This is a genomic window from Erythrobacter sp. THAF29 (genome assembly GCF_009363635.1).
GTDB lineage: Bacteria > Pseudomonadota > Alphaproteobacteria > Sphingomonadales > Sphingomonadaceae > Erythrobacter.
The window spans coordinates 84,463-99,711 of sequence record NZ_CP045392.1; the positions used below are offsets into that span (position 1 = coordinate 84,463).

General features: G+C 53.4%; 14 protein-coding genes. 4 read left to right on the forward strand and 10 right to left on the reverse strand.

The features are described from left to right. Positions 1 to 497: 497 nt before the first annotated feature. Positions 498 to 980, reverse strand: a complete 483-nt coding sequence (locus FIU90_RS00445; RefSeq protein ID WP_152432982.1) for a hypothetical protein — start codon at positions 978 to 980, stop codon at positions 498 to 500. A gap of 13 nt (positions 981 to 993) precedes the next feature. Further along, the gene (locus tag FIU90_RS00450; RefSeq protein WP_152432983.1) at positions 994 to 1,629 is read right to left on the reverse strand and encodes a hypothetical protein; all 636 of its coding nucleotides are present in this window, start codon (positions 1,627 to 1,629) and stop codon (positions 994 to 996) included. A gap of 57 nt (positions 1,630 to 1,686) precedes the next feature. Here FIU90_RS00450 and FIU90_RS00455 point away from each other — a divergent pair, with 57 nt between their 5' ends. After that, positions 1,687 to 2,418 (forward strand): hypothetical protein, encoded by a 732-nt coding sequence (locus tag FIU90_RS00455; protein ID WP_152432984.1) that lies wholly within the window; start codon positions 1,687 to 1,689, stop codon positions 2,416 to 2,418. A gap of 510 nt (positions 2,419 to 2,928) precedes the next feature. On the opposite strand, the gene FIU90_RS00460 is transcribed toward FIU90_RS00455, so the two are convergent. From FIU90_RS00460 to FIU90_RS15680, 3 genes are all read right to left on the reverse strand, one after another. Continuing rightward, on the reverse strand, positions 2,929 to 3,489 hold the full coding sequence (locus FIU90_RS00460) for a hypothetical protein (protein WP_152432985.1): 561 nt from the start codon (positions 3,487 to 3,489) through the stop codon (positions 2,929 to 2,931). A 398-nt stretch (positions 3,490 to 3,887) separates the two neighbouring features. Beyond that, positions 3,888 to 5,678 (reverse strand): recombinase family protein, encoded by a 1,791-nt coding sequence (locus FIU90_RS00465; protein WP_152432986.1) that lies wholly within the window; start codon positions 5,676 to 5,678, stop codon positions 3,888 to 3,890. A 656-nt stretch (positions 5,679 to 6,334) separates the two neighbouring features. After that, positions 6,335 to 6,769 carry a thermonuclease family protein gene (locus tag FIU90_RS15680; protein ID WP_152435606.1) on the reverse strand — a complete coding sequence of 145 codons (435 nt, stop codon included), beginning with the start codon at positions 6,767 to 6,769 and terminating at the stop codon, positions 6,335 to 6,337. A 154-nt stretch (positions 6,770 to 6,923) separates the two neighbouring features. Here FIU90_RS15680 and FIU90_RS00475 point away from each other — a divergent pair, with 154 nt between their 5' ends. Together FIU90_RS00475 and FIU90_RS15470 are read left to right on the forward strand one after the other, a co-directional pair. After that, positions 6,924 to 7,145, forward strand: coding sequence for a hypothetical protein (locus FIU90_RS00475; protein ID WP_152432987.1), 222 nt, complete (start codon positions 6,924 to 6,926; stop codon positions 7,143 to 7,145). Between the two features lie 148 nt (positions 7,146 to 7,293). Next, a complete protein-coding gene (locus FIU90_RS15470) occupies positions 7,294 to 7,467 on the forward strand; it encodes a hypothetical protein (protein ID WP_172970129.1) in 174 nt (57 codons plus the stop codon). Positions 7,468 to 7,980: 513 nt separating this feature from the next. Here FIU90_RS15470 and FIU90_RS00480 read toward each other — a convergent pair. The 4 genes from FIU90_RS00480 to FIU90_RS00495 all read right to left on the reverse strand — a co-directional run bounded on the left by FIU90_RS00480 (position 7,981) and on the right by FIU90_RS00495 (position 13,314). Further along, positions 7,981 to 8,430 (reverse strand): helix-turn-helix domain-containing protein, encoded by a 450-nt coding sequence (locus FIU90_RS00480; RefSeq protein ID WP_152432988.1) that lies wholly within the window; start codon positions 8,428 to 8,430, stop codon positions 7,981 to 7,983. A 248-nt stretch (positions 8,431 to 8,678) separates the two neighbouring features. Next, a complete protein-coding gene (locus FIU90_RS00485) occupies positions 8,679 to 10,034 on the reverse strand; it encodes a DUF1501 domain-containing protein (RefSeq protein ID WP_234029573.1) in 1,356 nt (451 codons plus the stop codon). A 69-nt stretch (positions 10,035 to 10,103) separates the two neighbouring features. Further along, a complete protein-coding gene (locus FIU90_RS00490; protein WP_172970130.1) occupies positions 10,104 to 11,939 on the reverse strand; it encodes a DUF1800 family protein in 1,836 nt (611 codons plus the stop codon). Between the two features lie 865 nt (positions 11,940 to 12,804). Next, positions 12,805 to 13,314 carry a hypothetical protein gene (locus FIU90_RS00495; RefSeq protein WP_152432991.1) on the reverse strand — a complete coding sequence of 170 codons (510 nt, stop codon included), beginning with the start codon at positions 13,312 to 13,314 and terminating at the stop codon, positions 12,805 to 12,807. 458 nt (positions 13,315 to 13,772) lie between these two features. Here FIU90_RS00495 and FIU90_RS00505 point away from each other — a divergent pair, with 458 nt between their 5' ends. Continuing rightward, complete coding sequence (locus FIU90_RS00505) at positions 13,773 to 14,645, forward strand: hypothetical protein (protein ID WP_152432993.1); 873 nt, start codon at positions 13,773 to 13,775, stop codon at positions 14,643 to 14,645. Positions 14,646 to 14,777: 132 nt separating this feature from the next. Here FIU90_RS00505 and FIU90_RS00510 read toward each other — a convergent pair whose 3' ends face one another. Beyond that, entirely contained in the window at positions 14,778 to 15,242 is a 465-nt protein-coding gene (locus tag FIU90_RS00510) for a hypothetical protein (protein WP_152432994.1), read from the reverse strand. Positions 15,243 to 15,249: the final 7 nt, after the last annotated feature.

Genomic DNA, 15,249 nt, shown 5'->3' on the forward strand with positions numbered 1-15,249 from the left:
CAGATGGGCAGGGATGTCCGGGACTGCATGTGCCGTCCATTTCGCGGGCCGCAATTCCAGACAGTCTCACACGGGGACCTTCAACGCACCATACAGGACCGTCGCCGTCCCAAACTGCTTGAGGAGTGCATTCGAATGACTCGCCAGCGGGGACAGCTGCAAAGAGAAGGAGAAACCAAAACATTCTGGGACAATAGTGTTGCGGATAGGTTCTGCAAAGTTCGATTGCTTTTCATCTTGATGTTTTGGTAGCCGCTAAATCTAGAATCTTGCTTTCACAGCTGCGGAAATCGCTGTTGAAGGTACGCCTGCCGAAAATTGATCCCCAGAAGCAGACAGTCCGCTATCGGCCCATTCTCAGACCTTCCGCCGAAGCTCTAGTCACCCTAAGACCGGGCATTTGACACTGGCAGCTTCCGTCTCCGACAACTTCCTTCTTCACGGCCTGAGTAAGGATTCAATGCGGCTACCTCTTATATTGCGACACCGGATTGGCGTCACCAATGCTCTTGTCGCGATTCGGCCCGGACACATTTTGCGACCAATGTTGCCGACGCTGCGAAGGCTTCTTCGGCCTTTCGCCATTGGGAACCCGCCCATTTGCCTATGGGATGCCAACCAACGTTGAATTGATCGTTGAAGCGTTCAAGGTTCGTTTGTTGAATCCGAAAGCGCCCTTCCCGCGATTCGAACGTGAAGCGGCTTCGAATTTGCCAGCGCGGTAGGCTCCCGTATTCGATCGCGCTATTCGCGACAACAATCCCCCCGTCTAGATCAGCATTGATAATGAGTTGCCCGCCAGTCACGCCCGACGCCAAATGCTGCGAAATGCAAGTCTGTGCGCGCGTGGTTATCTCGCGAACCGTTCCATGGGTTTGATAAACTTCGCTAGTCACTTCGGTAAGATATTCGGCGGCTTGCGCCTCACTCGTCGTAAGGCCGGTGATAGCGAGCGCCGCTAGGAATTTTGTGGCTGACATGGCTTCCCCCAATCTACTTATATATCTCGCCGGTTTCGACGTTCAGATAGAGGCGGTTCGCCGTCGTCATACCGCCACAGTATGTGAAGTAAATTGGACGGCTTCGCTCGTTCGTCGATTTGACCCACCCTCCCATTTCTTCGATTTCTTCGGAGGTGCAGCGTCCATCGGCGATCAACTGGTTTGCAGCTGCTACGAACGCGTCTCGATGTTGTGCATAATCGTCGGACTGCGCGACTACACGCTCGCTTTCGGCGGCTGATTCGGCGGGGTCAGCAGGTCTTGTCGGGGACATGTCCGCAAGTGAGACCCACTCCGCAAATCGACCTTCGTCAATTCCGTTGTCTGCGGTGCAATTGGCATTGCCTTCATCGACATATTCGCTGATTCTGTTGACGCAACTTGCGTCGTAAGGTTGCGTGATGCGCGCCCAATCACCTTCAGTTTCGAGGATCGTTGCACCCTCGCGGAATGACAAGCGCCCCACGACGCCGCAAGTCTCCGATGCACAAGTATGGCGGTCAGTGTATTGCGAAGTGACCCACATTTTGCCCTTACCATCGGAGACTTCGCCAGTTTCGACGCTATCGGTTGGCGCACTATTGCAACCTACGACCAAGACTAGGGCAAAAAGTCCGGTTACTCGCATTGTATCCCCCTTCAAAACTTCGAATGCTCGGCTCTACAACAACGAACGAGACGAGCAATGAAACAATATCGACACGCCAATTGGGTTCAATTCCGACACGCAGTTATCGAGCTGCATCGCGGTTGCTGCGCCAGATGCCTTCGTTCGGCTGCCTTCGACGATGTTGTGCTTCAAGTTCACCACAAACGATACATTCGCGGTCGATTGCCATGGGAATACGAAACAACGGATTGCGAGGCGCTTTGCAAAGGTTGCCATGCCGCCGAACACGGCCATGTTATGCCGCGACACGGTTGGAATTGGGTTGGCGTTGACGATTTAGGCGACCTTGCTGGCAACTGCGAACTATGTGGCACTGAAATTCGCTACGTCTATGCGATCGAACATGCGGCATGGGGTGCGATGGCCGTGGGCACAGATTGCTGCGACAAGTTGACGCAAACTAGCGAGGCTAGCGAGCATCACGAAAAATACATCAAGGTGATCAACGCTCGAAAACGCTTCGTCGCTTCGAAGCGTTGGGAAGTTCGGGCCGACGGAACGCATTATTTTAAACAGAAAGGTATTCACGTCGAGATTCACCAAGATAACGGCGAGTTCGGGATTTCGATGAATCTCATTGCTGGCAAACAAAGGTTCGACAGCTTGCTTGATGCGAAGATCAAGGCATTCGATTCGATACGATCGGGCGATGCCCAGGATTTTCTCAAACGTCGAAAGCGCAGCCGCGTGCCTAGCCCTATCGAACTTGATCGCGTTCGCGCATGGCTTGCTTCAGGCAAATTGTAGGATGGCGGAAGATTCGCTCGCCGTTTCGCGAGGCCATCAGCGTCCCTGAGGACCTTTTCAGTGCAAACGTCCCCAGTCACAATTGGCTAAGACTTCGACGAAACTTTGCGGCTAACCACGACCGCTATTTCCGGTTTGAGATCCGAAAGCGGCCCGTCAGCAACCGGCCCAATTTCTTCCATCCCTGATGCTCGAGCTAGTGATCGTGACCGGCACCACGGCTGGTCGCTTTAAATTCTCGAAACGGCACAGCTGGCCTGGCGCCAATCTTCAGCGTTTGAACAAAGTCTAAGAGTAGGCATTCCGGCGAAGCCTCAAGAGCGAAGGCGCTCGCTTCATCCAAGATCACTCGGTCATTGGGAACCAACCTTTGGAAACCAAACAGAGATACCGAGAGACTTGCTCGTCCCCAAGCTGCAAACACACCACAACTTGCCGGCATTACCCTGGTAACCGACGTATCTGGCCGATAGTCAAAGTATGGCGGGGCCAGCTACCACTAGGGAAGCACTATGATGCTACTATTGTGATGTCCTCGGCCGTGCGGGCGTTTACGACCTGATCAGGCACCATGACGGCCGAACGTCCTGTGATTATCCCAGACACGAGCAATGCGGCAGCCGTGTTTCCTCGACCCTCTTGGCGATGAGTACCGGTCAGGTCGTAGGTCTTTCCGTCAAGTACGATGCTCGTGAAAGTCAGCTCAAACTTGGCCGACTTACCGAAGATTCCTTTTCCGGTACGCCAAGAGACGGTTGCAACTACCGGAGCGTTAAGCGGCACGATAGTCACTCCATCGCGCCGAATTTCCTCAGCCACACGAAACTCACGTGTTGTTCCCTCTTTCATTTTTTTCGATGTGATCTCCGCAACAGGAGAGACCTTGATGAGGGTATCTTTGGGTAGCGTAACCGTCGTGGCCACAGCTGCAGGAACAGCGGTTCCAACAGAAGTTTCGACTTGTTCGGTTGCTGCGGTGACGGTTGTCGCATCCACAGCTTGTTCTTGTGCGGACAGAGAACCCGCGGCCACCAACAAGACTACGCCACAACTTGGAATAAACTTCTTCATTGATCCATGCCCCCTTTGAGTTGGCTTTCTAACTAGCACTCCCATAAGAGGTTGCAAGGGATAGAGAAATTGATGGGTTGAGGCATCCACAAGAACGTGAGGCTGTGGTTTCTTGAGGGCGTAATCGAGCCGACTGCACCTGAATGACGGCCTAATCGGTACGGGTAGAGCGGTGCAACGTGCAGGCTCCGTATGACGACGGGCCAATGCCAGTTTTCTTTAAACTTGCTGCCAAGCGCGATCGATCAACTTACGGCCTGCAATCCGAAGGGAGCCCCCAGCAGCCTTACTGCGTCGCCAAAGAGTGCTGTGTATTGGCGAACTCCACTGCGGGATCTCAGATTTCAGCGGCCCTTGCCAACACCGCCGAGGTGACAAAACTTACGAACCGGTGAGGTTTAGGTGCCAATGATTCTTTTGGGCGGCCGACCATAGATGTTCCATTGTCCGGCACTCATATTCGCCGGCTGGGCAAAACCCAGCAATTGCCGTTGAACCACCCAATCCGTCGGAAGGTTGCATTCGAGCAATTGTCTCCTGGTTAGGGCCGAGGGCTGCGTGCCATCTAGGATCGCCGTGACAATATCTGGCGCCAAGAAATTGAGGCGCACCAATCGAGCAAAATGAATGGGGCCACACCGAAACTTTGCGGCAAGCGCTCCAAGATCGCTTTCCCGGTTTTGCTCTACTAAGGCCTGCGCCTTGCGAGCGGTGGCGATCAAACCAATTAAGTCTCTTCTCGGAGCCAAAGACTTTGATTGCTCTCTCGGATGAATATGGAGCGCAGGCCAACGCGCAGCAGCGACCGTTTGCACTTCGATCACGTCCTCATATCTTGCATCGCTGCTGAGCCAGGATGAGGTATCGCCGCGAAAATCAATCTTGTCTTTCCATAGAAGGAAGCGACGAAGTTCGCGTAGCCTGTAGTGTAGCGACATAGCTTCCGGCCCCACCTCAGCTCGGAACAGGATCGCTGTGAAGATCAGCTTTTGAGCTTCTGGCAGGCTCTTTCTCAACCGCCGGGCGGCTCGTTTCCCTTTTCGGATGAGTCGCTGCAGTTCATCGTCAAAAATCCCAAGCTTCTTAATGGCTGCCCTCAAGCGTCGGCGATCTTCAAGAAACGCAACGACCGAGGCCTGGACAGTTTCATCGAGGATCCGGGCGTTGCATCGATAGGGCTTTACTAGCTCGCGCCGCGACCACATCTCTTCGCAAGAAACATAGGTGTAGTAGGTCTGGTACCGTCTGACCCTGATTTCCAATCGCATCCGTCTGCCGGTATCGTCCCACAGCATTCCTGCAAGAAAGTGGTTTGTATTCTTGGGATCGGGCGCCTTACGTCTCCTTTGCTCACTGACCTGTTGTGCCGCCTCCCACGTCTCCCTCGAGATTATGGGATCGTGAGCGCCTTTATATGTGGTGCCATCTCCATGGATCTCACCTACGTAAATCGGGCTGTTCAGTATCTGATAGACAGTCGCCTGCTCGACGGGTTTGCCACCTCTTGGCTTGCCTTTCTTCGTGTATTTCACCGAGCTGTGGAAGCCAGCCATCTTCACTGATTCAGCCGTTATCGAATACCGGCGAGTCCTCAGGAATTCATCGAAGATGAATCGAACAATCGCGGCCTCCGGCTCGTCGAGTACCAGATCACCGTCAACTCGATCATACCCGAAGGGGGGAACACCGCCATGCAACTTGCCGTGCTTTCTTCTACTTCGAATGCTGTCTTTCATGCGTTCTGAAATCAGCTCGCGCTCGAATTGCGAGAAAGTAAGCAAGACATTCAGGATCATGCGCCCCATGCTGTCCGAAGTGTCGAATGCCTGTGTAATCGCAACCAGCGCGATATTGGCTCTGTCGAAAACCTCGATCAGTCGGACAAAATCGAGCAAGCTACGCGTCAGTCTATCAATCTTGTAAACTACTACGACGTCGACTTTGCCAGCCTCGATATCTTTCATGAGGCGAGCCAGTGCCGGCCTATCAAGTCCGCCACCTGACTGACCACCGTCATCATATCTATCCGGCAATTCCTGCCAGCCCTTGAACTCTTGGCTCTTGATGTAAGCGCTGCTCAACTCGCGTTGGGTCACCAGTGAGTTGACGCGTTGATCAAGATGGTTGGTCGTACTCTTCCTGGTATAAATTGCGCAGCGCCGGACAGGCGAATCAATTTGATCATGCATATGGCTTCTCCGGCGGTGGGGGTTGGTCAAAGATCAATACAAAGAACACTCGGCCTCTCGGCACACGTCTCAGTTGCATAGCTCGCCAAATGGAGAAGACCTTCCTGAGGCTCGGGAGCTCAAGAGAGGATGGCCGGCTTGGCTCAGCGATTGCCCTTCGCCGAAGGGCAATCGCATCCCTCAGGATCATCCGCAGGTGCACCAGCTCAGCGGGTTAAGTCGCTCGGATCATGCCAAGAAAATGGGCCCCGGCATTCTTGCCGGGACCCCAAGAACAAAGCCTTTGGGGTGCCCGCTCAGTCGCTACCTCCGCTTGGAGCTCGTTCCAGTTCAGCGAGTTCCGCTCCGATCGTCTTGTCAACGTCGACACAAACGGACCCGTTGTGCTCTCTAATCGTCATTATGACATTGCCGTCCTTGTCGAGCAATACGGCTTTCTCGTCGATGCGTTACTTAGCAAGCTCGGCGAATAGCGGGCGCGATAGGCGCAGCCTAGAATCTCACGATGAACCTCTACTTCGCTCAAGCGCCATTTAGCATCGAGATTATGAGAGCAGCGATCCATGCAAGCACGACGAGAATGAGACCACCGGCGATCAGGCCGAACTCAAGACTTATTCTCCAGGCACCCTTACGTGCGTGCCAACCCCATTCCTTCATGAGCAGCGATGTCCTTTCCAATAGCGATCCCAGCGCGCAGCCCAACCGTTTCTTACCATAGCGCAGGAAAGGTCGCCGCCTCGCGGTGAAACGCACCAGGCTGCGGTTCGCCTTCCTCCAGCAGAACCGTCCGAGATGCAGCGCATGGTAGGCCCGTTCACCAGTATATGCCCGTGCTCTCCAACTCCGCGCGCAACCCCGACAAGGCGTACGAGGGCATCGCGGGCTTCAATGGCGCCCGCGGCCGGACAAGGATGGCGAGATCTGCAACTTCCGTCCATCTCGCGCGCGGCAATACCGGAAAGCCTGACGCGTGGTCCTTCGGCACACCAGACGGGGCCATCACCATCCCAAACCGCAGTCGGTGTGCATGCAAACTCTTGTCCGGCAGGAACGGCCCCGAGCAGCAAGGCCAAAACTGTAAATGTCATTTGATACCCCGTTTGAGGCGCAGGCGTATCACAAATAATTGAAAATGCTTCAATCAATTCTGAAGAAGGCGTCGGCCATTCCAGCATCGAGCACAATTAGTGTTCTTGGAATTCGCGACTGGCCTGACGAACCGTTCGCTGCAAGGATCGCCAAATGACGATGACACGCGAAAAGGAACTCTGGGCATTGGCGGTATGGGTTGAGCGCCACCATGGGGACAACGGCGATGAGTTTATCGAGAACAGAATTGCCGCCCTCGAGGCAGAGGGCGAAACAGACGGCGCGGATCTCTGGCGCATCGTCGCGGATCGATACCACAAACTCAGGGTTGGCCTGATCCCGATCCACGGCCAGCCCGAGACGCTGCCGAATTAGTGCTTTCCTACTTGGAACATTTAGTGAACATATGGGCCTTAATCGAATCAGAGGCTCCCATGCTTGTTCTAGATCCCGCAGCCCTCGTCGCGCTCGCGGCGGTGATCGGCGCTATCTCCACCCTCGTCTGGTCGCTGAGGCGGAAGCCATGAACACAGACCTTGCTTTTCGCGTCCAGAACGCATTCGACCGGTGCAAAGAATTTCCAGAAGCCGGAAAACATGGCGACATGTTCCTCGTCAAAGGCCAGGCGTTTATCGCTTTCATCGAGCTCCGCAATCTATGCCCAGAGATCATACTCGCACTGAAACATTGCGAATGACGGGTACAGTAAGAACCGGTCTTCAAGAGTCGTTTGCGAACCTCCAAAGCTCTTGCGCTTCAATCTATGTTCGCGTTCGCCGGTCAATTGCTCCAGCTTGCGCCGAGCTCCCACCTTGAGTTTTCCTGTATTTCGCTCTTGCAGCTGGTACGCAATCAATTGCCGCAGGACGGGCAAACGAACCGAGGGCGCAGATTAGCTTGTGCCCCTTTCCGAAGTCTCTCGCACCTGACGTAAAGACTGGCGGGGAATATCTGCGATGGTGTCGTCCAATCGATTCATGTGCCGGTGATGACTCAGTCGGCACACGAAGTCGAATGCTCTTTTTAATCGTGGTTCCTCGGGTCCAAGATTAGCTTGAATAGACGACAATCATTGCCTGTCTTGCTGGTCATGAGCCGACTACAATCAAATGGCCGACTGGCAGCTGCAAACTCCTTGGTTAATGCGGCTCCGCTGCAAAGGTTGGTAGCAATTCTGCTCCTTCGTTTAGGCAACCGCAAAGATTGGATCTCAATATCTATCAATAAGGCTCTTAAGCTGCTTGATGCGCGAATCTGACCAGCCCTCGATCAGTTTGAACGCATCGGTAGTCAAACTCAGATTCACGACCCTCTGGTCCCGATGATTCTGGTCTCTTACGATCCAGCCTCTATCGACGAGATTTGCCAAGTGGCGGTGAACGGTGGCGCACGGTGCATCAGCTGCCAGGCCCACTTGCTTTACTGTAGTCGGTCTTCTTGAAAGCTCATTCACATAGAGTTCGATAAGGATGTCCCACGGAATATTCCCACGCCATTCCTTCGGCAGAAGGCGCCTGCGCAACTCTGTGGATTGCCTCTCATCGAGCGAGATCGCGAGACTCGAAATCTGCACTGGCTTGGGCACGGAGATCGGCCCAGATGTGCAGTCTTCAGAAACATGTAAAGCTATTCTTAGGTCAACCTGATCGGCGTTCGACATCTTACTCACCCCCCAATGACTGCATCTAGTCATCGAAGGCGATCTGGCCGCTGACTACTTGAGAAAACCTATACAATTCGGGCGATTGCATCCGTTTTGAGCGATTAAAACTGCCCTATTTATGGTTAACGAGGCGCCTTTCGTGTTGACAGTCTGACAACGTTCAGAATCTGCATTTGAGAATTTGTGATTCGATGGCTTTCATGCGGCGTCAGTCAAAAAATATAGCATCGCCAGAATCGACTTCCTTATTGCCGGCTCATGAAACCAAGATCAGGCCGCGCAAAACGCCCGATATTCGGTGCGACATACTGCAGATCGCTTGCATTGACCCCAAACCACAGCGCGAGAGTTGATGCGTATTCATCTACCGACGTTGTGGGAAGCAGCCTACCATAACCCACTTGATCGTCCGATGAGATTGAAATTGAGGGCGCCCGCCCGAAAAACCGACCGCCATTGACATTGCCGCCAAGGACGAAGTGGTGACCGCCCCAACCGTGATCTGTTCCATTCCCATTTGAGGTCAGTGTTCGACCAAAGTCCGAGGCTGTGAATGTTGTGACGTCGCGCTGGACACCAAGAGAAAGGAGCGATGCATAGAATGCATCGAGCGCGCCATCGAGTTTCTGCAACAATCCTTGGTGCTTGCTCTTCAGGTCGCTGTGGTTGTCAAAGCCGCCAATCGACACAAGAAAGACTTGCCGCTTCACTCCAAGCGCGCTTCGCGATGCAATGATTTGGGCAACTATTGAAAGCTGAGCGTGGAGCCCGCCCGAACCGCCAAACTTCGTCGACGCCGGAGCATTTTCGAGCGCGTCCTTGACGAATGCGCTGTATTCGATCGATCTGGCATTCATCATCGCGTAGTCATTCTCAAGAACATGGCTGCTTTGCTGTCGCAACAACGTTCCAAGAGCGTCACCGGAGAACCTACTTCCGTAAAGAGTCGAACCGACTGGCCACATGATGAGCGGGCCTGAGGGGGTAATTTGAAAAGCGGATGCATCTTGTCCGTTCAAAAAAACCGAGTTCCCGCTTACGCCTATCGCAGTGAACATGGTGTTCTGATTGCTCGACAAGGCAATGTCGCCGAGTTTGCCGCCCCAACCAGTTGTTGCGCCTTCGGGCTGAAATGCCTCCCAGGTCGATTGTTGATCGTTATGCGAAAAGAGCTTCGCTGGCCGTGGATAGGCACGAGTATTGGGGCTATCGAACTCCGCTCTCGTAAGCGGAGCAAGCAGAGGGCCAACATTTAGGAGTGGCGCTAGCGAACCCTCATCGTATCTCCTTTTCATTTTCGGCATTGCCGGTGAGAGTGCCAACAGCTGGTCGTCGGTCAGAATTTGATCCTCAGGCAGTCGCAAGAAGGTGTTGCTGAGGTCTTGGTGAGGGATCGCAATGCCCTGCTGACCGCCCCTAATCTGCGAATATCTGGAGTAATTCAGACTATCATACGGAATAAGTGTGTTCGCGTGATCATTCCCCCCCCGAAGGAAGACACAAACCAGAGCCTTGTAGTCATTTTCAGACGATTGCGCTGCGAGCTCGCCGAGTCCGGCCAGGCCAAGCGCATAAGAAGATCCCGCCCCTGCGATCGACAAAGCGGCTGTCCGGCGAATGAATGTTCGGCGACACAGGAGATCGGCTCTAGATCTATGCATGACGACCTCCTACTTCTGCACCAGATAGTCATTCGAGCACATCGTCAGCATAATCCCGATGCGAACTCGGCTCAGTTTACCAGCGTCGTCATCGGTGCTTTCGATCTCGACATCATTGAGTGCGTCTAGGATCAGTGACCGTGTTTCCGGCTTTAGCTGTCCCCCGGTGAGCACCAGGTCGAGATGGTCCAGCAATTCAGGAGGTCGCGATGCAATATCCAGCTCGTAAGAGTAGTCAGCGGCAATATCGTCCGCCCAGAAGCCGCTCGCATCAATAGTGCTCCACATGAAATTGACATAGCTCGCCACGGAAGACTCGGTAACCAGCTGAAATTCTGGTGCTAACATGTTGTTTGCCGCTGCCTGCGATCTTGGTGGAATATGCTCTGGGCGAAAGAAGTTGAACACCGAGGGGGCACGCAAGGGGACCTGATTCAACAGCGAAGGTCCTGACAGGTCCCTAATTTGCCAAGCGCCCGACGTTGACTGCGCGTTAAACGTTTGGCCCCATTGAGAGTAGCGAAGCATCGGTTCTCGAAGTTTGCCGAAACGAGGGTCTCTGAGGCCATTCTCGCTGGTAGCCTCATCATCGAGTATTATCGCTTTGAAAACTGCTCCGAGATCGCCACGCGCACCCTTGCCATTATCGGCAAATACAGCGGCGACCCTGCGGACGTAGCCTGGACTTGGATTGCTGGTCACTAATCTCTGAATCAGTTGTCTGGAGACGAACGGCGCGACATTGGGGTGCTCAAAAAGCCTGTCGAGTGCGATCTCGAGGCTTCTCGCCGGAGCAACTCCGGGAGCTATCGTGACCCCCAGAAATCTTTTCTCGTCCAGCGAATGAGTTGAGGCGCGGCCTCGAGGAATCCACTTTGCAGGGTCAGCTGTCACTGATTGTCTTACGACCTGCGCGCTGGGCACGTGTGGGCGGTAACTCGCTCTTGGATCAGGCGTGAAGCTAACGCCCGAATAATCAAAATCGTACCCTGTAAATACCTTGGCAAGGCCAACTACGTCGTCATTTGTATATGTCTCGATCGGCGCACCATTAGACAGCCGCTGGCTGCCATCCTGATTGAGCTCGTACAATCCGATCGTAAAAAGCTGCATCACTTCGCGAGCGAAGTTTTCATCGGGGACTCGACCAGTTGTCGGATCTGCTTTCTGGTTTCCTCGAGTGTCGAGAAAGACTGCCATCGCAGGGTTCAGCGTGATCAGTTCGAGAAGCTCACGAAAATTGCCGAAAGCATTTTTGTTGAGCAAATCCCAATAGGAAGCGAGCGCCTGGACGGGCCAATCAATGTCCAACTCATTTATCGACACTACGAATATTTCCGAAAGCGCCAGAGCCATTCGCTTTCTAACAACATTGCCGCCAGTCAGAACCTGCGACCAGATCATGTGGTCGAAGTAGGTCGGGTTCAGCCAATTCAGATCCGAGTCGATTTTGTCATAGCCACGCGAGATCAGAAAATCCGTGGCAGGCACCTTGTTGCTGGACCGCATCTGGCGATCGAGCCATTGCCCAATTCCCTCGTTTTCGATTGTCCGGATCGTCGAGGATGTCGTCGCGAGACTGCAATGAAGCGCGGCCCTTGCAGCCGCAGCTTGTGAACGAGTGATCGAAGACCCTGACTTGATAGTTGGTGGCGGCGCAGGCGGCCCTCCACCTGACGGAGGGGGCGGCGATGGAGCGGGGCTTGAACCTCCACCGCCGCAGGCAGCAACGCTGAGGCTAATGGGTGCAAGCACCGCCACCCTTTGGGAAATGCCGCCGCTGAGCCCATCTTCTTGATCGATGGAATCAACCGTCTGTTCACTAACAATGGTCGCTGATTCCAATCGCTCCAAAATCGCTCTCGCTCTCCGCACTCAAATGATGAAGCAAAGGTTTGAGCGAATCTGGAGGTACGTCGATCAGGGCGAACACTTACGTGCTTCTACATAGGCATTGAATTCACTACGGTTTTTTCTCTATCGTTCTCATATCGAAGGTATTAGCGACGAACGATCACAACCTCAGATCCACCGTCCGGACTTAACGTCCTTGAATTCTCGATGCCTGGCTTTGCGCACACCAAGGAAAGCGCCGGCAGTCGCTCGGGAGCATCGCGGCGATAAAGCTCCATCGTTAAAATCGTACTGCGCCAATCCTCTTTCGAATACTACACACTTATCTTCTCAGTATAGCCTTCTCATGAACGGGCCGCACTTTGGCCAAGAGCTGTATCGCGGCCTCACATTAGACTCTCGCCGAAAGCGAAGAAGCACTGGCCGCTTCCGTCGCGCCTGACTGCATATGAAAATGACTTCGCAGTTTATGGTACCGGTAACTTCGCATTGGTGAGCGACAATTAGAGTCCCGCGCTATCCAACGCGAGCCGACTGGCCACTGATGGTTCAGCCAAGAGCAAATGAGATGCTCTGGCGAAACACAGCCTGCTCCCCCTCAACAAATCGTTGCTCAACTCTGCCGGAGACGAACGGAGCGACGAGAGTATCAAGCAGCGCGCTGAAGAGCTTTGCGACGTCGCCATCGCGATTTCGTCGGTTTGTTTCAACTTTCACCGGGAGCGCGTGAACCAACGGGACGTGTAGCGATGCTCCGATATCGCGTTAATTTGAAGAGTGGGCATAATCAGATTTTACTCAAGACAGTTTACCACTTTTGTAGTGAGTTGGATTCATTCACCATCAGACCCTTTCTTTAGTCGCGAAACGCGGGTTCCGTAAAATCTGAGCGCAGACGTTCACCAATCTTCTTTCGATCGGTGCTTTGATAGAGGAAACCACAAAGAAACTCCGGCGGGACTTCATGGCGATGAGCGTACTCTAACTCCTTTGCAATCAGCGAACGTTCGTTGCGATTGATCGACTCATCGGTTTCGAAAATGGACATCAGCAGAGCATGGAACACGTTAGACAGCGCCTCCGGCCTGGTCGTGCGCGTCTTCCTTATCGACTCCACGAGGGCTCGAGGGCTCCAATTCCTTGGTCCGTGGTGGAGCAAGGCAATGCCGAGCGCATAGACTTCACGCCTTAGGAAGTTCTTTGCCGACTCGTTCTTGGTGTCGGTCCCATCCTCAAAGCTAACCTTTGCTGTCTTGCGGCGCACATATTCATTGCCGATCCGCTCGATCAGCTTTGGCAAATCAGTCCTCTTTATCCGTCCCTCGCTAAGCTGAAAGGCTCTTTGGTAGGTCGGCTTCTTCTTCATTGGCCATCTCCCAGTAAGGCAATCTTCTCTAAACTTAATGTAACTGTAAAAGCATTACATTAATGTCGTCAATCGCATTTTCTGGCCAAGTGCGAGCAATAGCGTACGTTTGCTCTTGTCAGCCGGGTCGGCCTAACAACTTAACGCCTGCGTCCTGGCTCACACTCACCGGTTGGCCAATTCCGCCAACTCCAAACTTTGGCACCGGTCTTATCGGCTGAGAGCGCTCGCTTTCGGTGAGGAGATCGCTCGTCTGAAAGTAGATCAATGGAACCCAAACTAATATCAATAAAAGACTTTTGCTCGATGGTCGGCGTAGGCCGAACCACCGCTTATAAACTCATGCAAAGCAAGGTCCGCTCCACCAAAATTGGCAGCCGAAGACTCATTGACCGAGAGAGCGCCGAGAATTTCGTGTCTGAGAAGCTGTCATCAGACATCGGTGAGCAAGATCAGTGATGGCCAAACGAAACATCAGTCAGCTCAGAAAGCCCGCTCGATCTAAGGATGTGACCCAGTCTTCGAACCCTCTCTTGTCTGCATTCAAATTTGAAACCAAAGCTCAAGCGGGTGAGGAAGATGAAGTGCGACGCAAGGCAATCAAGAAGGTTGCAAACTGGTCGCGTGAAGCCCGTAGCAGTCTTGGGAAGAGGCAGCTTTTCAGGCTGCGGAAGAGAATCAAGAGACGGCTGACAGTCGCCTCCAGTCGGTACATGCGCAAACACAGAAAGCGTATTATTAACGCGGTATGCGATCTCGCTGGTCGCACGCAAGGCGACCTCATCATGGTCAACCTCGTATCTCCTTCCCTTCGGTTCCCAGCTGGAACACTGTGGGAGGCAGAAGCCGAGAAGATACTCGAGCGGCTTCGGCAAGTGCTTCTGAGGTACGGCTCAGCCTCATGCGACGGATGGATGATCGTTTTTCTTGATGGCGAATTCGAAGAGAATAACAGAGAGTTTGTGATCCACTTCCATGGCGTTGGCACGCAAGACTTTGATGCAGTCTTCGAGAACGCAAGGAAGAAGAGTCGGCTGTTCCGTCGAGTAGGTCAGACAGCAGATGCAAATGTGAATACCCCGATACGCGTGATCAGAAAGCTTGAAAATCTTCCTCGCCTAGTTGGTTATTGCGTGATGGCGTTTTGGCCACAGCGAAATCGTGCGGCGTCCGCGGAGGGTGATAAGCCAATCGATAGGAGAAAGCGTCGGGTAGATGAGCCACAACATTCAGAATATTTGCTTTGGCTAGATCGCTACCAGATACAGCACATATGCCTCATGATCGGGCTCGAAGTTGACCGCCATGGATCCTTAAAGCAGACTCGATGAACATACGGCTATTCACTGCATGTTTGCATATATATCGCGGGCCTGTCTTTTTAAGTAACTGATAATGTTAGAATGACCAACTTCCTCGGCTGGCTCCACAATGCTCGCAATCGGAGAACACTGCGCAGTCATTCAGCGCGAGTGGATTATTCCATCGGCACAGGCTCTCCACAAAACAAGGTCAACCGTTGCAGCGCGGTATCCGGTTTCCTTAGCAAGCCTTTCGCACAGCTCTTGTGCAGTCACACCTTCGGGTTCCGCAAGACGGTTTAGATGGACGTCTGGCTTTGCGACATCGGCTCCAAGGTTCTTTGCTAGATGAAACTTCGTGACCGGTCCGATCCAAGGCAACTTCGCGCAAAATTCGATGAGATCGTCTGCCTTCATGAGTTTGCGGAACAACGCGCGCCGCTCCTTCCAAATGTAGTCGATTGCATCTGACTTGCCTGGGTGGCCGAACACTGTCTTGCACGAGTGGCCAGCCCTCAATGCGATCATGCAGTCCTGGAAGATTGGGAGTGCAATGCGGTTTCCCATTCCCGAGTTGCAGATCACGTAGATTGCTTCCGAAGCGAAGTTCTCGGCGTCGGCGGTCATCCTGATG